General features: G+C 74.2%; 18 protein-coding genes. 12 read left to right on the forward strand and 6 right to left on the reverse strand.

Annotated features, from left to right (window positions below; all coding sequences use genetic code 11):
• Window positions 1-20 precede the first annotated feature (20 nt).
• Window positions 21-668: a LysE family translocator gene (locus tag WDV06_RS09625; protein ID WP_395509217.1), complete on the reverse strand. Its 648-nt coding sequence runs from the start codon at window positions 666-668 to the stop codon at window positions 21-23.
• 123 nt (window positions 669-791) lie between these two features.
• Window positions 792-2,447, reverse strand: a complete 1,656-nt coding sequence (locus WDV06_RS09630) for a serine/threonine-protein kinase (protein WP_395509218.1) — start codon at window positions 2,445-2,447, stop codon at window positions 792-794.
• Window positions 2,448-2,624: 177 nt separating this feature from the next.
• Here WDV06_RS09630 and WDV06_RS09635 point away from each other — a divergent pair, with 177 nt between their 5' ends.
• The 3 genes from WDV06_RS09635 to WDV06_RS09645 all read left to right on the forward strand — a co-directional run bounded on the left by WDV06_RS09635 (window position 2,625) and on the right by WDV06_RS09645 (window position 5,519).
• Window positions 2,625-3,977 (forward strand): aspartate aminotransferase family protein, encoded by a 1,353-nt coding sequence (locus WDV06_RS09635; protein ID WP_395509219.1) that lies wholly within the window; start codon window positions 2,625-2,627, stop codon window positions 3,975-3,977.
• Between the two features lie 108 nt (window positions 3,978-4,085).
• Window positions 4,086-4,757, forward strand: coding sequence for a GntR family transcriptional regulator (locus WDV06_RS09640; protein ID WP_395509220.1), 672 nt, complete (start codon window positions 4,086-4,088; stop codon window positions 4,755-4,757).
• Window positions 4,758-4,868: 111 nt separating this feature from the next.
• Window positions 4,869-5,519, forward strand: a complete 651-nt coding sequence (locus tag WDV06_RS09645) for a hypothetical protein (protein WP_395509221.1) — start codon at window positions 4,869-4,871, stop codon at window positions 5,517-5,519.
• A gap of 48 nt (window positions 5,520-5,567) precedes the next feature.
• Here the strand turns inward: WDV06_RS09645 and WDV06_RS09650 are convergent, their stop codons facing one another.
• Window positions 5,568-6,293: an SLATT domain-containing protein gene (locus WDV06_RS09650; RefSeq protein ID WP_395509222.1), complete on the reverse strand. Its 726-nt coding sequence runs from the start codon at window positions 6,291-6,293 to the stop codon at window positions 5,568-5,570.
• Between the two features lie 277 nt (window positions 6,294-6,570).
• Between WDV06_RS09650 and WDV06_RS09655 the strand changes: the two genes are divergently transcribed.
• The 7 genes from WDV06_RS09655 to WDV06_RS09685 all read left to right on the forward strand — a co-directional run bounded on the left by WDV06_RS09655 (window position 6,571) and on the right by WDV06_RS09685 (window position 12,768).
• Complete coding sequence (locus WDV06_RS09655) at window positions 6,571-6,915, forward strand: YbaB/EbfC family nucleoid-associated protein (protein ID WP_395509223.1); 345 nt, start codon at window positions 6,571-6,573, stop codon at window positions 6,913-6,915.
• A gap of 84 nt (window positions 6,916-6,999) precedes the next feature.
• Entirely contained in the window at window positions 7,000-7,599 is a 600-nt protein-coding gene (recR, locus tag WDV06_RS09660; protein WP_388943094.1) for a recombination mediator RecR, read from the forward strand.
• Window positions 7,592-8,239 (forward strand): DUF5063 domain-containing protein, encoded by a 648-nt coding sequence (locus tag WDV06_RS09665; protein WP_344169231.1) that lies wholly within the window; start codon window positions 7,592-7,594, stop codon window positions 8,237-8,239. The genes recR and WDV06_RS09665 overlap by 8 nt, the downstream gene beginning before the upstream one ends.
• 89 nt (window positions 8,240-8,328) lie before the next feature.
• A complete protein-coding gene (locus WDV06_RS09670; RefSeq protein WP_045945811.1) occupies window positions 8,329-9,609 on the forward strand; it encodes an aspartate kinase in 1,281 nt (426 codons plus the stop codon).
• Window positions 9,606-10,682, forward strand: a complete 1,077-nt coding sequence (locus WDV06_RS09675; RefSeq protein ID WP_395509224.1) for an aspartate-semialdehyde dehydrogenase — start codon at window positions 9,606-9,608, stop codon at window positions 10,680-10,682. The genes WDV06_RS09670 and WDV06_RS09675 overlap by 4 nt, the downstream gene beginning before the upstream one ends.
• A 185-nt stretch (window positions 10,683-10,867) precedes the next feature.
• On the forward strand, window positions 10,868-11,608 hold the full coding sequence (locus tag WDV06_RS09680) for a SigE family RNA polymerase sigma factor (protein WP_395509237.1): 741 nt from the start codon (window positions 10,868-10,870) through the stop codon (window positions 11,606-11,608).
• Window positions 11,605-12,768, forward strand: coding sequence for a hypothetical protein (locus tag WDV06_RS09685; RefSeq protein ID WP_395509225.1), 1,164 nt, complete (start codon window positions 11,605-11,607; stop codon window positions 12,766-12,768). The genes WDV06_RS09680 and WDV06_RS09685 overlap by 4 nt, the downstream gene beginning before the upstream one ends.
• Here the strand turns inward: WDV06_RS09685 and WDV06_RS09690 are convergent.
• Both WDV06_RS09690 and WDV06_RS09695 read right to left on the reverse strand, forming a co-directional pair.
• On the reverse strand, window positions 12,746-13,603 hold the full coding sequence (locus tag WDV06_RS09690; protein WP_395509226.1) for an SURF1 family protein: 858 nt from the start codon (window positions 13,601-13,603) through the stop codon (window positions 12,746-12,748). The genes WDV06_RS09685 and WDV06_RS09690 overlap by 23 nt on opposite strands.
• A 43-nt stretch (window positions 13,604-13,646) precedes the next feature.
• Entirely contained in the window at window positions 13,647-15,491 is a 1,845-nt protein-coding gene (locus tag WDV06_RS09695; RefSeq protein ID WP_395509227.1) for a S9 family peptidase, read from the reverse strand.
• 205 nt (window positions 15,492-15,696) lie between these two features.
• On the opposite strand from WDV06_RS09695, the gene codA reads away from it, so the two are divergent.
• Both codA and WDV06_RS09705 read left to right on the forward strand, forming a co-directional pair.
• Window positions 15,697-16,998: a cytosine deaminase gene (gene codA, locus WDV06_RS09700; protein ID WP_395509228.1), complete on the forward strand. Its 1,302-nt coding sequence runs from the start codon at window positions 15,697-15,699 to the stop codon at window positions 16,996-16,998.
• 10 nt (window positions 16,999-17,008) lie between these two features.
• Window positions 17,009-17,602, forward strand: coding sequence for an HD domain-containing protein (locus WDV06_RS09705; RefSeq protein WP_395509229.1), 594 nt, complete (start codon window positions 17,009-17,011; stop codon window positions 17,600-17,602).
• A gap of 130 nt (window positions 17,603-17,732) precedes the next feature.
• Here the strand turns inward: WDV06_RS09705 and WDV06_RS09710 are convergent, their stop codons facing one another.
• Complete coding sequence (locus WDV06_RS09710) at window positions 17,733-19,079, reverse strand: chloride channel protein (RefSeq protein ID WP_395509230.1); 1,347 nt, start codon at window positions 19,077-19,079, stop codon at window positions 17,733-17,735.
• Window positions 19,080-19,294 lie beyond the last annotated feature (215 nt).

Here is a 19,294-nt window from a genome sequence, read left to right on the forward strand (position 1 = left end):
CAACCCGAACCCCGCCCCGGCTACGAGGCCGACGCCGCCACCCGCACCCCGAACCCGATCAGCACCGCCCCCGTCACCCGGTCCATCGCCCGGCGGACCCGCGGCCGGGCGAAGAAGCGCCGGGCGCGCGACAGCACGTAGACGTACGTGCCCAGCCAGACCACGGTCAGCAGGACGTGGACCAGGACCAGCAGCGCCATCCCCGCCGCCGGGCGCAGCCCCGGCGGCGCGAGGGTGGGGAGCAGGCCCGTGTAGAACACGGCGATCTTCGGATTGAGGGCGTTGCCGACCAGCCCGGTCCGCCACGCACCGCCCCGGTCGCCCCGGCCGGAAACGGCCTCCCCGGCCGTGTCCCCGGCCGCGTCCCCCTCCGGCGGCGCCCCCGCCCCCGGCCGGCGCAGCGACTGCACACCGAGGAAGCACAGGTACGCCGCGCCCGCCAGCCTGACCACCAGGTACACCTGCGCCGAGGCGGCGAGCAGCGCGGCGAGCCCGGCCGCGGTGAGGGCGCCCCACAGCAGCAGCCCGGAGGCGATCCCGCCGACGGTGCACAGCCCGTCGGCCCGCCCGCGCGAGACGGCCCGCCGGGTCACGACGGCCATGTCCGGCCCGGGCACGAGGGTCAGCAGCGCCAGGACCCCGGTCGCCGCTGCGAGTTGCGTGAGCACGCGGCCAGTGTGCCACCCGCCCCGCCGCCGGGGGCCGGTGCGGCCCGCCCCTCCAGCGGGACGCGAGGCCCGGTCCGGCCCGCCCGGTCGGCGCGTCCGGGTCGCCGCCCGGAAAGAGACGACCTAGTCCCGGTCGTACGTGAGGGGGGCGCTGGCCGACCCGTCCAGTTCGCGGCGGAGGCTGCCGTCGGGCAGCAGGCGCAGCCGGCTCCAGCCGCCGGGGGTGCAGGTGGGCGGGGCGCCGGAGACGACGGTCGAGGCGTCGAGTTCGACGGGGTCGGGGGCGCTGCGCAGGGTGGCCCGCCAGGAGCAGGAGTAGCCGGGGGCCTCGACGCTCAGGGTCATCACCGGGTCGCCCACGGCCCCCGGGGTGAGGACGAGGTGCCAGCTGGAGGAGCCGGAGGCGGAGCGCCAGCTGCCGGCGTACCCGGACGGGAGTACTCCCGGCGGTCCCGCCGGGGTTCCGCTTCCCCGCCCGTCCTGGCCCGCCGCGGACGCGGAGCCGGTCGTCGGAGCGGCGCCGGACGCCGGGGGCCGGGCCCGGTCCGGGGGCTGGGACGTGCGGCCGGAGTTCATGACCGCGTACACGGTGCCGCCGGCGGCGAGCGCCACGACCAGCGCGATCGAGACCAGGAACGCGGTCGAAGCGGTCGACGCGCCGGACGCCCGGGGCGCGGGAGCGGTGGGGAGAGGGTACGCGCCGCCCTGCGACGGCGGATAGCCCTGCGACGGCGCATAGCCCTGCTGCGGCACCTGATGCCCCTGCGGCGGCCCGTACGGGTCGAAGGGCGCCGCCAGCGTGGCGGGGTGGGGGGCCGGCGGCGCGGGGACGGGAGCCGGAACGGGCGCGGGGGCCGGCCCGATGTCCTCGCGGTCGAGGAGCTGGACGGCGTGCCGCCCGAGCTGGGCCACCAGCGACGCCGGAAGCCACGGTTCCAGAGCCCGCCCGTCCGCGACCGTACCGCCCGCGCCGACCCGCGCCAGGACGGCATCCGTGTCCGGCCGCGCGGCGGGGTCCTTGCTCAGGCACTGCGCGACGAGCTCGCGCAGCTCGGCCGGCACGCCGTCCAGCGCGGGTTCCGCTTCGACGATGCGCAGCAGCAGCGCCGCCGTCCCGCCGGGCTGCTCCGCGTCCCCGAAGGGCAGCCGTCCGGTGGCCGCGTACGCCAGGAGGGCGCCGAGGCAGAACACGTCGCAGGCCGGGGTGACCGTGTCGCCGCGGACCTGCTCCGGGGCCATGAAGCCGGGCGAGCCGACGAGTTCCCCGGTGCGGGTCATCCCGGCGGCGTCCTCCAGGGCGCGGGCGATGCCGAAGTCGATGACGCGGGGGCCGTCGATGGTGAGCAGGACGTTGGAGGGCTTCAGGTCGCGGTGGATGAGCCCGGCGCGGTGGATGTCCCGGAGGGCGTACGCGAGTCCGGCGGCGAGGATCCGTACCGTACGGGCGGGGAGGGGGCCGAAGTCGTGGGCCACGACCTGGCGCAGGCTCGGCCCGGCGACGTACCCCGTGGCGAACCAGGGGACGGCGGCCTCGGTGTCGGCGTCGAGGACGGGCGCGGTCCAGGCGCCGCCGACGCGCCGGGCGGCGGCGACCTCGCGGCGGAACCTGGAGCGGAAGTCCTCGCGGGCGGCGAGGCCGGGATGGACGAGTTTGACCGCGACGGTGCGGCCGCGGTCGGAGCGCGCGAGGTAGACCTGGCCCATCCCGCCGGCGCCGAGCCGGGACAGCAGGCGGTACGGGCCGATGCGGTGCGGGTCGGACGGGTGCAGCTGCTCCATCGCCGGGTAGGTCCCTTCCCCCTGGGGTTGCCGGACGGGGTGAGCGTAGCCGTGGTGGGGCCCGGGGGGAGGGTCCGTGCGCGGGGCGACCGGGCAGACAGACTGCCGAGGGCGGCCCCCCACCCCCATACAGTCCGCCGATATCCCTTCCCACCTGCGCACTTCTAGCGTGACGGCATGACCCCTCATGTCACCGGCGCGTCCGTCAAGGCCGCCGACCGCGCGCACGTCTTCCACTCGTGGTCCGCCCAGGCCCTGATCGACCCGCTGGCCGTCGCCGGGGCCGAGGGCTCCTACTTCTGGGACTACGACGGGAACCGCTTCCTCGACTTCTCCTCCCAGCTGGTCAACACCAACATCGGCCACCAGCACCCCAAGGTGGTCGCGGCCGTCCAGGAGCAGGCCGCCAAGCTCTGCACCCTGGCGCCCGGCTTCGCCGTCGACGTCCGCTCCGAGGCCGCACGCCTCATCGCCGAGCGCACCCCCGGCGACCTCGACAAGATCTTCTTCACCAACGGCGGCGCCGAGGCCGTGGAGAACGCCGTCCGCATGGCCCGGCTGCACACCGGCCGGCAGAAGGTCCTGTCCGCCTACCGCTCGTACCACGGCGCCACCGCCGCCGCGATCAACCTCACCGGCGACCCGCGCCGCTGGCCCTCGGACACCGCCTCCGCCGGCGTCGTGCACTTCTGGGGCCCGTTCCTCTACCGCTCGCCCTTCCACGCCACCACCGAGGCCGAGGAGTGCGAGCGCGCCCTCGCCCACCTCGCCGACACCCTCGCCTTCGAGGGCCCGCAGTCGGTCGCCGCGGTCATCCTGGAGTCGGTGCCCGGCACCGCCGGGATCATGACCCCGCCGCCCGGCTACCTGGCCGGGGTGCGCGAGCTGTGCGACCGCTACGGCATCGTCTTCATCCTCGACGAGGTCATGTCCGGCTTCGGCCGCACCGGCAAGTGGTTCGCCGCCGAGCACTGGGACGTCACCCCGGACCTGATCACCTTCGCCAAGGGTGTGAACAGCGGTTACGTGCCGCTCGGCGGTGTCGCGATCTCCGGCGCCATCGCCGAGACCTTCGCCACCCGCCCCTACCCGGGCGGACTGACCTACTCCGGGCACCCCCTGGCCTGCGCCGCCGCCGTCGCCACGATCAACGCGATGGCGGAGGAGGGCATCGTCGAGAACGCCGCCCGCATCGGCGCCGAGGTCATCGGTCCCGGGCTGGCAGAGATCGCCGAGCGGCACCCGTCGGTCGGCGAGGTCCGCGGGCTCGGCACCTTCTGGGCGGTGGAGCTCGTACGGGACGGGCGGACGCGCGAGCCGCTCGTCCCCTACAACGCGGCGGGCGCCGACAACGCGCCGATGGCCGAGTTCACGGCGGCCTGCAAGGCGTCCGGCCTGTGGCCGTTCGTCAACATGAACCGGACCCACGTCGTCCCCCCGTGCACCGTCACGGAGGCCGAGGCCAAGGAGGGCCTGGCGCTCCTCGACGAGGCCCTGACGGTGGCCGACCGGCACACCGCGGGGGGCTGATCGTCCGCATGCCGGTGGGTGTCTCCGTATAACGGAAAGGAACCGATCGGTTTCGGCCGCGCTGCCTGGCCTAAGGTGTCCGAAGATCTACCGAGGAGACGGACCCCTATGTCAGGCAGCGGCGGCGGAGGTGTCACCCGCAACACCCTGCGCCAGCAGATCGCGGACGCGCTGCGTGACGAGGTGCTCGCGGGCCGTCTGCCCCCGGGCACCGAGTTCACCGTCAAGCAGATCGCCGAGCAGTACGAGGTCTCCGCGACCCCGGTGCGCGAGGCCCTGGTCGACCTCGCCGCCCAGGGTCTGCTGGAGTCCGTGCAGCACCGGGGCTTCCGGGTGCGCGTCTACACGGTCGACGACTACCGGGGCATGATCGAGGCCCGGATGCTGATACTCGACGGGATCTTCCGCCGGCTCGTCGAGTACGGGACCGCGCCCGGGTCGGCCGAGCGGCTGGTGTCCGTGCGCCGCCGCGCGGAGGAGGCGCGGCGGGCCGCGCGCAGCGGTTCGCTCGAAGTGCTGATCGGCTACGACCTGAGGTTCTGGCGGGAGCTCAGCGGGCTGGTCGGCAACACCTACATCACCGAGTTCCTGCACCGGATCCGCGTGCAGTGCTGGGTCTTCTCCGTGCCCCACCTCCAGGCGGTCCCGGAGCTGGGGGCCGCGCTGTGGGACGGGCACGGCGAGCTGGTGGACGCCGTGACGCTGGCCGACGCCGAGGCGGTGCGCCGGATCGTCCGCGCCTACAACCAGCACGGGCTGGACTGGGCCGCGACCCTCTGAGGGGACGCGGCCGCCGTCGGGCCGTCACACCGGGTTCTGCGCACCCCTTCGCGGAGCGTGTCCGGCGCATTACGCTGGCCGGATAGGCGGCAACGACTGATCGGAGCCCGCGTGGCCTGTGACCTGTGGCTGGTCCCCCTTGTCGACGTGCTGTGCCACAGCCCCGACAACCCCTTCGCGGAGGAGATCGCCGCGTACGACAAGGCGCTGGGCGAGGCGGGTCTGCCGTCGGTGCCCGTGTTCGCCTACATGCCGGGCCTGAGCGGGGACGTGGCCCCGGTGGCAGGTTTCGACTACGACGCCCTGCACTTCCTGCGCCGGGCGTACCTGCTCCAGATCTGCGGACTGCCGGTGACTCCGGTGGACGAGCTGGGCGGGGACTACGAGCAGCTGCTGGAGATGTTCGAGGCCACGGCCCAGCAGTCGCACCTGGTGTGGCACTACGACCACGCCGGGGCGTACGTCCCGGTGGACTTCCCGGCGCCGCTGGCCAACGAGGAGCTGCTGGCCGGGGGCGGGCCGCTGGGGTCGTCGCAGGGGCTGCTGCGGGAGCTGGCCTTCGTCGCGCCCGCGATCGGGATAGACCCCATGAACCCGCCCGCCGCACCGGCCCCGCCGGGTGGCCCGACGGCGCTGGAGGAGCCCGCGGGGCCGATCCCGTACGACGCGAGCCCCTTCGCGCGGGAGCGGCACGTCTGGCTGGGCCTGCATGCGGCGGCCACCCGGAGCCTGGGCCAAGGCTCCATGATCATCTTCAGTTGACCGGCCAACCGGACCGGCCGACCCGACCGGCCACCCGGACCGGCCCCGTCAGCGGGGCTGCTCCGGCGGCCGCTGGCGGGGCATGTTCGGACGGGTGCCCGGCGGCAGGGGGAAGCGGGCCGGGGGGACCCCCGGGTCCGGACGGGCCGGGGCGGCGGCCAGGGACTGCATGGCCAGCGGCGTCGGCCCCGCACGGAACTCCACCATCCAGTCGGCCGTCTCGGAGCGCACCAGCTCCGTGACGTCCTCCGAGAACCGCCGCAGCACCGTCAGACAGCGCTCGGCGGCCTCGCTCGCCGTGCCCTCCGTCGGCCCGAGCACCTCGCGCACGTTCTCCGAGGCCCAGTCGAACTGGAGCGTCTGGAGCCTGCGCTGCACGGCCTGCGCCGTCGCCACGTCCCGCATCCACCCCGACGTCAGCCCGAAGAACCGGTCGCAGGCCACGCAGGCGGCGGCCAGCAGCAGCGAGAGGTAGCCGTACGGGGCCGCGCCCGGAGCCGAGCCGGTCAGTTCCAGCAGCGGCATCGCGGCACCGGTGACGGCGCCCACGGCCGCGCCGGCGCGCAGGGTCCGCGCGCCCCGCCGCTTCCAGGCCCGGTCGGACAGGTACCACTCGGCGGTGCGCAGCGCATCGGCCTCCACCCGCCGGTAGAGCTCGTCGAGCCGCTCGGCGGGCTCGCCCCAGTCGCCGAGGGGGAACGGCCGGCCGGTCAGGTCGCCGTCCTCTGCGGGATCCCGGGGTGGCCCCTCGGGCTGCATCTCCGGCTGACTCACCCGGGCACTCCCTCTGCCTGCACTGACGTGTCGTGGTGCGCGTGTGCGCAATGGTGCGCATGCTCTTCCTACCTTCGAATGACACGCGATGGGCGGCGAATCCCCGGTTTTCCGCCCGCAAGGAGGTCTCCAGCAGGGACGCGCACGCCCCGCCTCTCACCCGAAAGAGTTGGTCCTCCCGGCGTAGGGCGCCGCACGCGGGGAGCACGTAGGCTCGGATTGACCGAGCGTTCCCGACGGCCGCAGCCAGGCCGATGCGCAGATGGAGTGAGTACCCGTGATTCCCGGTGGTGGCCAGCCCAACATGCAGCAGCTCCTCCAGCAGGCCCAGAAGATGCAGCGCGACCTCGCCACGGCCCAGGAGGAGCTGGCCCGGACCGAGGTCGAGGGCCAGGCCGGCGGCGGCCTGGTGAAGGCGACCGTCACCGGTTCCGGTGAACTGCGGGCCCTGGTCATCGACCCGAAGGCCGTGGACCCGTCGGACACCGAGACCCTCGCCGACCTGGTCGTCGCGGCGGTCCAGGCCGCCAACGAGAACGCGCAGGCGCTCCAGCAGCAGAAGCTGGGCCCGCTGGCCCAGGGCCTGGGCGGCGGCAGCGGCATCCCCGGCCTCCCCTTCTGACCCCGGCCTTCCCCTCCGCTGCCCGTTCCCTGTAGAACACAGCACCTGTAGAACACAGCACCAGAACCGAAAGAAGGCAGTCCGTTGTACGAAGGCGTGGTCCAGGACCTGATCGACGAGCTGGGCAGGCTGCCCGGCGTCGGGCCCAAGAGCGCGCAGCGGATCGCCTTCCACGTCCTGCAGGCCGAGCCCACCGACGTCCGCCGCCTCGCGCACGCGCTGCTGGAGGTCAAGGAGAAGGTACGGTTCTGCGCGGTCTGCGGGAACGTGGCGCAGGAGGAGCGGTGCGGCATCTGCCGCGACCCGCGCCGCGACACGACGGTGATCTGCGTGGTCGAGGAGCCGAAGGACGTCGTCGCGATCGAGCGGACCCGCGAGTTCCGGGGCAAGTACCACGTCCTCGGCGGCGCGATCAGCCCGATCGAGGGCGTAGGCCCCGACGACCTGCGCATCCGCGAGCTGCTGGCGCGCCTCGCGGACGGGACGGTCACCGAGCTGATCCTCGCGACGGACCCCAACCTGGAGGGCGAGGCGACCGCCACCTACCTCGCCCGCATGATCAAGCCCATGGGCCTGAAGGTCACCCGCCTGGCCAGCGGGCTCCCCGTCGGGGGAGACCTGGAGTACGCGGACGAGGTCACGCTCGGGCGGGCCTTTGAAGGAAGGCGACTTCTCGATGTCTGACGCAACGCTGCACGCCCTGGGACAGGATCCGGACGACTTCGCCGCCTCGATCGCGGACCAGATCGAGTCCTTCATCGTCGCGGTCACCGAGGTGGCCAAGGGCGAGGACCCGGACAGCGCGGTGCCCTTCCTCCTCCTGGAGGTGTCCCAGCTGCTGCTGGCCGGCGGCCGGCTGGGCGCGTACCAGGACGTCCTGCCCGACGAGCGCTACGAGCCCGACCTGGGCCCGGAGCCGGACGTGGACGTGCTGCGCGAGCGCTTCGCGGTGATGCTGGAGCCGGTCGACGTCTACTCCGAGGTCTTCGACCCGTACGAGCCGCGCAAGGCTCCGGTCGCGCACCGGATCTCCGACGACCTGGCCGACGTGGTCGCCGACCTGCGCCACGGGCTCATCCACCACCAGGCGGGCCGGGTCACCGAGGCGCTGTGGTGGTGGCAGTTCTCGTACTTCACCAACTGGGGGCCGACGGCCTCGGCCACGCTGCGCGCCCTCCAGTCGCTGATCTCGCACGTCCGCCTCAACCAGCCGCTCGCGGCCCTCGACGGCCTGGACACGGACGAGGACCTCACGGAGGAGGACCTCGTGGAGCAGGCGGGGCAGGTCATGGAGCAGGAACTCGGCAGGCTCGGCCGTAAATAATTCCATCTCATGATGTGGTACGGGGCGGTCGGATCCCGGCCGCTCGTTAGACTGCACCCGCAATGAGACGGACCGAGCGAGGAGCGCACGTGGGCCTTGTCGTGCAGAAGTACGGAGGCTCCTCCGTAGCCGATGCCGAGGGCATCAAGCGCGTCGCCAAGCGGATCGTGGATGCCAAGAAGAACGGCCACCAGGTGGTCGTCGTGGTTTCCGCGATGGGCGACACGACGGACGAGCTGATCGATCTCGCCGAGCAGGTATCGCCGATGCCTGCGGGGCGTGAGTTCGACATGCTGCTGACCGCCGGAGAGCGGATCTCCATGGCCCTGCTGGCCATGGCGATCAAAAACCTGGGCCACGAGGCCCAGTCGTTCACCGGCAGCCAGGCAGGCGTGATCACCGACTCGGTCCACAACAAAGCGCGCATCATCGATGTGACGCCGGGCCGTATCCGTACCGCGCTGGACGAGGGCAACATCGCCATCGTCGCCGGCTTCCAGGGCGTGTCCGCGGACTCCAAGGACATCACCACCCTCGGCCGCGGCGGCTCGGACACCACCGCCGTGGCGCTGGCCGCGGCGCTGGACGCCGAGGTCTGCGAGATCTACACCGACGTCGACGGCGTCTTCACCGCGGACCCCCGCGTCGTGAAGAAGGCCCGGAAGATCGACTGGATCTCCTCCGAGGACATGCTGGAGCTGGCGGCCTCCGGCTCCAAGGTGCTGCTGCACCGCTGCGTCGAGTACGCGCGCCGCTACAACATTCCGATCCACGTCCGTTCGTCCTTCTCCGGACTGCCGGGTACCTGGGTCAGCAACGAGAAGCCCGAGTCGCAAGGGGACGAGCAGGTGGAGCACGCCATCATCTCCGGAGTCGCCCACGACGTCTCCGAAGCCAAGATCACCGTCGTCGGGGTCCCGGACAAGCCGGGCGAGGCCGCGGCGATCTTCCGCGCCATCGCGGACGCCGAGATCAACATCGACATGATCGTCCAGAACGTGTCGGCGGCCTCCACGGGCCTGACGGACATCTCCTTCACCCTCCCCAAGACCGAGGGCCACAAGGCCATCGACGCCCTGGAGAAGGCGAAGGGCCAGATCGGCTTCGACTCCCTGCGCTACGACGACCAGATCGGCAAGATCTCCCTGGTCGGCGCGGGCATGAAGACCAACCCGGGCGTCACCGCCTCGTTCTTCCAGGCGCTGTCCGACGCCGGCGTCAACATCGAGCTGATCTCCACCTCCGAGATCCGCATCTCGGTGGTGACCCGCCAGGACGACGTCAACGCGGCCGTCGTCGCCGTCCACACGGCCTTCGGCCTCGACTCCGACAGCGACGAGGCGGTCGTCTACGGAGGCACCGGACGATGAGCCCGCACCGGTCGGCCCCGGCCCCGGCGCTCGCCGTGGTCGGGGCGACCGGGGCGGTCGGTTCGATCCTGCTCCAGATCCTGTCCCAGCGGGCGGACGTCTGGGGCGCCATACGCCTGATCGCCTCTCCGCGCTCGGCCGGCCGCGTGCTGGCCGTCCGCGGGGAGGAGACCGAGGTGCTCGCCCTCACCGAGGACGCCTTCGAGGGCCTCGGGACGGGCGATGTCGTGCTCTTCCTGACCCCGGCCGAGGTCTCGGCGCGCTGGGCGCCGGTCGCCACCGCGCGCGGGGCCGTCGTGGTGGACCAGTCCGCCGCCTTCCGGGAGGACCCCGAGGTACCGCTGGTGGTGCCCGAGGTCAACGCCGCCGCCCTGCGCGGCCGCCCGCGCGGGATCGTCGCGGGCCCGGACTGCGTGACCGCCGCGATGATCGCCGCCCTGGGCGCACTGCACGCCGAGTACGGGCTGGCCGAGCTGGCCGTCTCCTCGTACCAGGCCGCGAGCCGCTCCGGCCGGGCCGGCGCGGAGGCGCTGCGCCGGCAGCTGTCCCTGGTCGCCGGGAGCCCGCTGGGGGAGCAGCCCGGGGACGTGCGCCGGGCCGTCGGCGAGGACACCGGGCCGTTCGCGGCCCCGCTCGCGCTGAACGTCGTCCCCTGGTCCGGGGAACTGCGCGCGGACGGCTGGTCCTCGCACGAGCTGGCCGTACGCGCCGAGACCCGGCGGATCCTGGGGCTGGCGTCCCTGCCGGTCTCCGTGACCTGCGTACAGGTCCCCGTGGTCACGGGGCACTCCCTGACCGTGCGCGCCCGCTTCGAGGGCGAGGTGGCGGCGGCGCACGCCCGGGAGATCCTGGAGGCGGCCCCCGGTGTGGTCCTCGTGGACGATCCGGCCGCGGGGGAGTGGCCCACGCCGGCGGACGCCGCCGGTACGGATCCGGCCTGGGTGGGCCGGCTGCGGAGCTCGCTCGACGACCCCAGGGCCCTGGAGTTCTTCGTGTGCGCGGACAATCTCCGCAAGGGCGCCGCCCTGAATGCCGCCCAGATCTCGGAACTGATCGCGGGTGAATTCGCGTAATTCGCTTTGTAGGATCGGTCGCGATCCCTTGATCAAGGTGATGGCTCGACCTGCCGCCTGGATAAATGGGGCATTCAGGAAGAGCGGGTACGCATGAAGGCAATAGGGAAATTGCTGAATACTCTGCCTCGCGCGTACAACCCTGACGGGGGGACGCGCGTCCAACGGGCGTGGCAGAGGCACTCTTGGACTTCGCCGTCGTGCCGGCGCGCTCGGGAATCGTCCCGCCGCGCCGGCGCCCCGGCGCATACGGCGGCTTTCCTGTGATCGTGCCCGTCCCGCAGGCCGGCGCACCCGCGGCGCCGCCCGTGGGGCCGGCCCCGGGCACCCGCGTGCCCTCCCCCCGCGACGGCGCGGAACCCGCCGGGAACGCCACCCCCGCCGGGGCCGTCGCCGCCGACGCGGCCGCCGACGCGCCGCCCGTCGTGGCCGGGACCACCGTCGACCACCTCACCGAGACCTACCAGGCCCACTACCGTTCGCTCCTCGGCCTGGCCGCCCTCCTCCTCGACGACACCGCCTCCTGCGAGGACGTGGTCCAGGAGGCCTTCATCCGCGTTCACTCCGCCCGCAACCGGGTACGCGACCGCGACAAGACCCTGGCCTACCTGCGCCAGACCGTGGTGAACCTCTCGCGGTCCGCGCTGCGCCGCCGCATCCTCGGCCTCAAACTGCTGTCGAAGCCGATGCCCGACATGGCCAGCGCCGAGGAGGGCGCGTACGACCAGCTCGAACGCGACGACCTGATCAAGGCCATGCGCGGACTCCAGCGCCGCCAGCGCGAGGTACTGGTGCTGCGCTATTTCGCGGACATGACGGAAGCCCAGGTCGCCGAGACGCTCGGCATATCGCTCGGCTCGGTCAAGGCGTACGGATCGCGGGGCATTGCCGCGCTGAGGGTGGCGATGGAGGCTGCGCAGTCATGAGGGACGACCACAGGAACCCGTCGGTGCCCGCCGCTCCGGCCACCGCCGACGAGCAGGTGCTGCGCAGCCTGTTCGCGGGGGCCGTGCAGGGCCTGGAGCCCTCCGAGGGGGCGCTGGAACGGCTGCGGCACGCGGTGCCCGCGCGGCGGGCCCGCAAGCGCAAGGTCCTCGTCGGCGGGGCCGCGGCGGTGATCCTGGCCGGTGTCGCCGTGCCGGCGGTGCTGCACCTGGGCGACGCCGACGACGGCGGTGCCGCCGTCCGGCACTCCGCCATGGCCGGCCACGGCGAGGCCCAGGGCGCCCGTCCCGGCGACCCCCGCCCGGGCATCCCCGACGACGAGGCCAGGCCGAGGCCGGCGAAGTCCCCGGACAAGGGGCACACGGCGGGCGGCGCGGCCGCCCGGTCCTCCCAGCAGCACGGCGGCTCCCCGTCCGGCGGCGTGTCGGCGGGCCCCTCCGGCGCCGGAGCCCCCACCGCCGCCGGCGGCAACGGCCCCCAGCCCCCGGCCGGGGCGGCCGCAGCGGCCCCCGGATGCACGGCCGACCAGCTCGGGGTGGCCGGCAGCGCCCGCGCCCCCGAGGCCGACGGCAAGGTGTACGGCAGCTTCAAGGTCACCAACGTCTCCGGCCGCGGCTGTACGGTCACCGGACCGGACACCGTGACGGCAGCCTCGGTGTCCCAGGGCCCGCCGGCCGCACAGCCCCGCGGGGTGACGGTGACGGGCCACACGGCGGGCGACCCGGCGAGCGGGCTGCCCGACCCGTCGGCGGAGGCCCCGGCGCTGGTGCTCCAGCCCAAGCAGGCGTACGAGGTGCTCTTCGCCTGGGTGCCCTCGGCGCAGTCCTGCCCGGCGGCCACCCCCGCCCCCACGGCCACGCCCCAGCGGCAGGACGGTACGGCGCAGCGTCCTGCGGGACAGGCCGACACCGGCGGGGCGGACGCCCCGGCCGGGGGGCCGGCGGGCGCCCCGACGGGGGCCGGGGAGACGGCCGGCGGCGAGCGGCGGCCGGACGGAACGGTCGACCCGGACCCGGCAGGGGTCGCGGTGTCCCACGCCCCGGCCACCGGAACGGGCGCTCCCGTCACCCAGACCACGATCCCGCAGGCCTGCGGCGGCACGGTCTACCGGACGGGGCTCATTCCGCAGCCGGCGCCGTAGCGGAGGCCGCGCCCGCGGACGCCGTGGTTGCGGGTGCGGGTGCGGGTGCGGGTGCGGGCGTGGGTGCGGACGCCGGGCTCGCGGCCGGCAGCAGGCCCGCCTCGGCGTCGCGCAGGGTCTCCACCTCGCGCCGGTAGAGCCGCCACCACATGAAGAGCACGAAGGCGGCGAAGACGAACCACTCCCCGGTGTAGCCCAGGTTCTGGAAGGCCTTCAGGTCGAGACCGGTGTTGCTCGGCGCCTTCGCCGGGACCGGGACCATCCCGTCCGACGCCGTCCGCACCGTCAGCCAGGCGTCGTAGAGCGGGTCCTGCACGAGGTTGACCAGCGTGGCCGACCCGATCACCCCGAGCTGGCCCGGCGGCAGCCCTCCCTGCGCGTGCACGCCCTTGCTGCTGGAGCTCTCCGAGGCCTGCAGGGCCCCCGTCACCTCGACCCGCCCGGCCGGCGGGGCCGGGGCCTTCGCCGCGTCCGCCGTACCCGGCAACCATCCCCGTACCACCGGGACGGTCTTGCCGGAGTCGGTCCGCAGCAGGGTCAGGACGTAGAAGCCGCGCCTGCCGTCGAGGTCCCGCTCGGGGACCAGCAGCTGCCGGCCGTACACACCGGACGCGGAAGCCAGCCGCCCGGAGGTCCGGGTGTCCACCGGCAGCAGGGAGTCCAGCGGCGCCGCCGCCTCCTCGGCGGGGCGCTCGGCGCCGGCCTCCCGGTGGCTGCCGACGCGGTCCTCGAACCGGCCGAGCTGCCAGGTCCCCATGAACAGGCAGAAGGGGATGGAGAGCGCGACGAAGACGTTGATCCCCCACCAGCGCGGGGTCAGGAGAAACCGGTGCACCCCACCAACGGTACGGGGGGCGCACCGGGAACCCGGCTCCGGGTCAGCGCGGCAGCCCCTGCGGCAGGTGCTTCAGCGCGAATTCCAGCTCCATCCGGACCTGCTTGATCCGCTCCTCCACCACCAGCGAGCCGTGCCCGGCGTCGTAGCGGTACACCTCGTGGACCGCGCCGCGCGCCGCGAGCCGGTCGACGTAGTTGTCGATCTGCCGGATCGGGCAGCGCGGGTCGTTCACACCCGCCGCGATGTGCACGGGCGCCTTCACCGCGTCCACGTACGTCAGCGGGGAGGACGCCTCGAAACGCTCCGGGACCTCCTCGGGCGTGCCGCCGAAGAGGGTGCGGTCCAGGGACTTCAGCGCCTCCATCTCGTCGTGGTACGCCGTCACGTAGTCCGCCACCGGTACCGCGGCCAGGCCCACCGCCCAGTCGTCGGGCCGCGTCCCGAGCCCCAGCAGGGTCAGGTATCCGCCCCAGGAGCCGCCCGACAGCACCAGCCGTGCCGGGTCCGCCAGGCCCGAGGACACGGCCCACTCGCGGACCGCCGAGATGTCCTCCAGCTCGATCAGGCCGACCCGGTACTTGAGGGCGTCCGTCCACTCGCGGCCGTAGCCGGTCGAGCCCCGGTAGTTGACCCGGACCACCGCGAAGCCGTGGTCCAGCCAGGCCGCCGGGGTCGCCGCGAAGGAGTCGGAGTCGTGCCAGGTCGGGCCGCCGTGGATCTCGAAGACCGTGGGGAAGGGGCCTTCGCCGCCCGCCGGCCGCTGCGCCAGGGCGTGGATCCGCCCCCCCGGGCCCTCCACCCACACGTCCTCCACCGGAACCGAGCCTGGCGGCCGGAACCCGGGCGGGTCCAGCACGACGCCGCCGGCGGTGGACCGTACGGAGGACGGCTCGGCGGCCGAGGACCACTGGTACTCGACGGTGCCGTCCGGGCGCGCCGTGGCACCCGACAGCGATCCCGGGGGCGTGTCCACCCGTACGAGCTCCCGCGCGGCCAGGTCGTAGCGCCACAGCTCGTCGCGCGCCTCGAAGCTGTGCTCGACGAGCAGCCCCGTCCCGTCCGGGTACCACTCGGCGCTCACGTCGCCCGGGAGCTCGATCGCCAGGTCCTCCTGGGCGCCGGTGGCCACGTCCCACACCATCGGCTCCCAGCGGCCGCGCCGCTGGTGGCCGACCAGCAGCCGGGTGTCCCCCTCGACCGGGGCGAAGCCGAGCACCTCCAGGCCCAGCTCCTCCGTGCCGCCGCACGAATCGTCCAGCTCGGCGACGGTGGTCCCGTCGAGGGTGATCACGCGCAGCGCCGAGTGCATCGCGTCACCGTGCTCGGTGTGCTCGATCGCGATCAGGGTCCCGTCGCGGGACAGGTCGCCGACGCCGGCCGACTCGCGGTGGCGGTAGACGACGGCCGGGGCGCTGCCGTCGGGCCGGACGACGTGGATCGTGGAGCCGTCCTCGTCGGTGGACCGGCCGACGACCGCCGTCCCGTCACGGCCGAGGGCCAGGCCGGCGGGGTACGAGGGTTCCAGACCGGGCGTGGCGGGCTCGTCGGGGCCGCCCGCGAAGGGCTGGCGGACCCAGGTCCCGAACTCGTCGCCGTCGGTGTCGGAGAACCACCAGATCCACTCCCCGTCGGGGGAGAGGGTGCCGTCGGTCGTGCCGTTGGGACGGTCGGTGGCCTGGCGCTGCGTTCCGGTGGCGCGGTCCCAGGCGTAGAGCTCGTAGGTCCCGGTGGCGTTCGAGACGAAGAGCGAGCGGTCCGGGGCGTCCTCGGCCCATTCGGGGAGTCCCACGCGCGGGGCCCGGAACCGCTTTTCCCAGTCGGGCATCTCGGAAGCGGGGGTCCCGCCGGGGATCAGATCGCTGTCGCTGCTGGTCATGCCCTCCATTCTTGCCCGACGGGCCGCCGGGAGGCCATCAGGACTCCGAGCGGGCGATGGCGAAGAACACGGCGGCCGAGGCACGTGCCAAGGCCGCGGGCAGGGACGCCCAGTCCCTCTCGGCGAAGACGCGCGGCATGCACCAGAAGGCACAGGCAAAGCGCGGCTGAGTGTTTCACGTGAAACGTGGACCGCGTGCGCCTAGCCTGGCGCCATGCGGATGATCGTCCGGGGCGCCCGGCTGCTGCACGAGCACGGTCTCCATGACGTGGAGGTCGCCGAGGACGGACGCATCGCGCGCGTCCTCCCGTACGACGACCAGAAGGAGCCGCCCGCGACGGGTGTGCTCATCGAGGCCCACGGCGGTCTCCTCAGCGCCCCCTTCGTCGAGCCGCACATCCACCTGGACACCGCCCTGACCGCCGGGCAGCCGCGTCCGAACGCCTCCGGCACGCTCTGGGAGGGCATCGCCTGCTGGAGCGAGCGCAAGCGCACCCTGACCCGCGAGGACGTGATCACGCGGGCCACGGAGGTGCTGCGCTGGCAGGCGGCCCAGGGCGTCCTGCACGTCCGCACGCACTGCGACGTCACCGACCCCTCGCTGACCGCCCTCGACGCCCTGCTGGAGGTCCGCGACCGGGTCCGGGACGTGATGACCCTCCAGATCACGGCCTTCCCGCAGGAGGGCATCGTCTCCTTCCCCGACGGCGAGGCGCTGCTGCGCGAGGCCGTGGCCCGCGGCGCGGACGTCGTCGGCGCGATCCCGCACTTCGAGGACACCCGCGAGGACGGGATCGCCTCCCTGCGGACCGCGTTCACCCTGGCCGAGGAGCACGGGCTGCGGGTCGACGCCCACTGCGACGAGATCGACGACGAACAGTCCCGCTTCGTGGAGGTGCTCGCCACCCTCGCCCTGCGCACGGGGCTGCGCGAGCGGGCCACCGCCTCCCACACGACGGCCATGGGCTCCTACAACGGCGCCTACGCCTTCAAACTCCAGAGGCTGCTCTCCCGTTCGGGCATCAACCTGGTCTCCAACCCCTTCGCCAACCTCAACCTCCAGGGCCGCTTCGACGCCTATCCCAAGCGGCGCGGTCTCACCCGGGTGAAGGAGATGCTGGCCGCGGGGGTCAACGTGGCCTTCGGGCACGACGACGTGATGGACCCCTGGAACGCGCTCGGCACCGCCAACCCGCTCCAGACCGCCCTCGTGGGCCTCTACGCCGCCCAGCTCACGGGGGCCGAGGAGATCCCGCTCGCGTTCTCGATGGTGACGGAGCGCGCGGCCCGCGTCCTGGGTCTGGGCGCGGACGAGTACGGGGTGGCCGAGGGCGCCCCCGCCTCCTTCGTCCTCCTCCCGGCGCCGACGCCCGAGGAGGCGGTCCGCCGCCAGGTCCGGCCGCGGTACGTGGTCGCGCGCGGCGCCGTCCTGGCCGAGACCCCGCCCGCGCCGACCCGGCTGTGGTGGCCCGGGCAACAGGGCCCGTTCGACGTGGACTTCACCCCGCCCCTCTAAGGTGCGGGGCATGACGTGGACCCTTCACAACCTTGACTCCGGCACGGCCCGCCGCGCCTTCGAGATCGCCTCGGAGTACGCGGACGCCGCCCTGCTCAACCACTCCGTCCGCTCCTACGCCTTCGGCGCCGAGTACGCGCGGCAGCACGGTCTCTCGTACGACGCCGAACTGTTCTACGTCAGCGCCCTGCTGCACGACCTGGGCCTGACCGCGCCGTTCGACAGCCACACCCTCCCCTTCGAGGAGGCCGGCGGCCACGTGGCCCGGATCTTCACGGCCGGCCTGGGCTGGGAGCCGGCCCGCCGGGCCCGCGCGGAGGAGGTGATCGTGCTGCACATGCGGGACGACGTCACCGCCGCCGAGGACGTCGAGAGCCACCTCCTCCAGGTCGGCACCAGCGCGGACGTCTCGGGCCTGCGCGTCCCGGAGTTCGATCCCGCCTTCCGCGCCGGCCTCCTGGCGGCCTACCCCCGCCTCGGCTTCGGCCCCGCCTTCCTGTCCCTGGTCGAGGACCAGGCGGCCCGCAAGCCCACCTGCGCGGCGGCCGCGTACGTCGCGGGCGGCGCGGCGAAGCGCATCGCGGCGAACCCCCTGGACGCCTGAGGCCGAGGACCCGGCCACCGCCACGGGCGCACCGGAGGGACCGGAACTCGCGCCGTACGCGCCTCCGTTCGCCCGCGGGGCGGGCACCGCCGGTGCCCGCCCCGGCTCCTGCGGAGACCTCCGGCAGGAATCAGGCCCGCTGGCCGGCGGGCTGCGCCGGCGCCTCCGGCTCCTCCGGCTTCCGGCGGACCCGCCGCACCGGCAGCACCTCGGCGGTGACCAGCGCGGCGACGGTCGCCAGGATCGCCACCGGCGTCATCGACGGACTGTCGATCAGCAGCAGCGCCATCACCGCGCTGGTGACCGGCAGCCGCAGCACGCCCGCACCTGCTGCGGCCAGCCCCGCCACCACCGCCGGCACCACCCCCAGGCCCGGCAGCGGCGCCGCGAGGACCCCGGCCGCGGCCCCCAGGAACAGGGCCGGGAAGATCGGGCCGCCCCGCAGACTGCCCAGGCACAGCGCGTACGCCACCGTCTTGCACAGCAGGAGGGCCACCAGCACCCCTGCCCCCCAGGCGTGCGGATCTCCGACGAGCCCGGCCATCGCGGCCTGCCCCGACGAGGCCACCTCGGCCGGGGACCGGCCCGTGACCAGGGCGTACACCGCGGCGCACACCCCGGCGCCGAGCGCGCACAGCGCCGTACGCCCCACCGTCTGCCGGGTCACGAAGGCCGCGACCCCCTGGCCCGCGCCCACCGTCAGCCGCAGCACCACCGCCACGGCCACCGCCAGCAGCAGCCCCCAGCCCACGTCCGCCGCATCCAGCCGGGGCACGGCGTCCGGGATCCTGACCGTCAGACCGCCGGTCTTCAGCCCGGTCCACCGCCCGAACCCGGTGAACACCAGCGCCCCCAGCCCGCTGGACAGCAGCGCGGGCAGCATCACGGCGACCAGCTGGGGCCCGCCCACGCCCACCACCTCGATCAGCAGCACCGCCGCGATCAGCGGGCTCCCGAAGATCACCGAGATGGCCGCCGCCGCGCCGGCCACCCCCATCAGCACGCTGGCCTGCGGCGTGCCCGGCCCGCGCGCCAGGTCCCGCAGCAAGAGCGCGAGCCCGCCGCCCAGGGCGATCAGCGGCGCCTCGGGACCCAGCACCGCACCCAGCGGCAGGCTCGCGGTCGCGGCGAGCACCACCCCGGGCAGCGCCTTGGTCGACGGCGCGCCCACGGCCAGCCCGGCCGCCGGTACGTGCCCGCCCGCACCGGGCAGCCGGGAGGCGATCCAACCCACGAGCACCCCCGACACCAGCAGCAGCGGCATCGGCCACCACCACGGAGCCCCGTCCCAGCCCAGCCCGTTCGGCAGGCTGTCCCACAGCAGGTGCTGCAGCTCTTGCAGCCCGGCCAGGAACCAGAAGCACACCAGCGACACCGGGATGCCGACCAGCGCGCACAACGCCAGCGTCTTGCGGTACGCCGGCGTCTTCAGCAGCCCCCGCAGCAGTTCGGCCTCCGCCGGCTGGGTCGCCGTCATGGCCCGCTCCTTTCGGGCCGCCGCGACAGCCCGGTCCGGACCGCGCCGGGGAACACCCCGGCGACGAGTCCCACCACGATCGGATCGGCCGGGGGGGGGGGGGGGGGGGGGGGGGGGGGGGGGGGGGGGGGGGGGCCGGCCCCCGCCCCCCCCCCCCCCCCCCCCCCCCCCCCCCCCCCCCCCCCCCCACCCCCCCCCCCCCCCCCCCCCCCCCC

This window comes from Streptomyces racemochromogenes, assembly GCF_044129415.1.
GTDB lineage: Bacteria > Actinomycetota > Actinomycetes > Streptomycetales > Streptomycetaceae > Streptomyces > Streptomyces racemochromogenes_A.

What these genes read in the sequence shown, in the direction of transcription:
- WDV06_RS09630 (WP_395509218.1), bottom strand. Translation starts at nt 2,447, where the DNA reads ATGGAGCAGCTGCACCCGTCCGACCCGCACCGCATCGGCCCGTACCGC.
- WDV06_RS09635 (WP_395509219.1), top strand. Translation starts at nt 2,625, where the DNA reads ATGACCCCTCATGTCACCGGCGCGTCCGTCAAGGCCGCCGACCGCGCG.
- WDV06_RS09640 (WP_395509220.1), top strand. Translation starts at nt 4,086, where the DNA reads ATGTCAGGCAGCGGCGGCGGAGGTGTCACCCGCAACACCCTGCGCCAG.
- WDV06_RS09665 (WP_344169231.1), top strand. Translation starts at nt 7,592, where the DNA reads ATGTCTGACGCAACGCTGCACGCCCTGGGACAGGATCCGGACGACTTC.
- WDV06_RS09675 (WP_395509224.1), top strand. Translation starts at nt 9,606, where the DNA reads ATGAGCCCGCACCGGTCGGCCCCGGCCCCGGCGCTCGCCGTGGTCGGG.
- WDV06_RS09685 (WP_395509225.1), top strand. Translation starts at nt 11,605, where the DNA reads ATGAGGGACGACCACAGGAACCCGTCGGTGCCCGCCGCTCCGGCCACC.
- WDV06_RS09695 (WP_395509227.1), bottom strand. Translation starts at nt 15,491, where the DNA reads ATGGAGGGCATGACCAGCAGCGACAGCGATCTGATCCCCGGCGGGACC.
- codA (WP_395509228.1), top strand. Translation starts at nt 15,697, where the DNA reads ATGCGGATGATCGTCCGGGGCGCCCGGCTGCTGCACGAGCACGGTCTC.
- WDV06_RS09705 (WP_395509229.1), top strand. Translation starts at nt 17,009, where the DNA reads ATGACGTGGACCCTTCACAACCTTGACTCCGGCACGGCCCGCCGCGCC.
- WDV06_RS09710 (WP_395509230.1), bottom strand. Translation starts at nt 19,079, where the DNA reads ATGACGGCGACCCAGCCGGCGGAGGCCGAACTGCTGCGGGGGCTGCTG.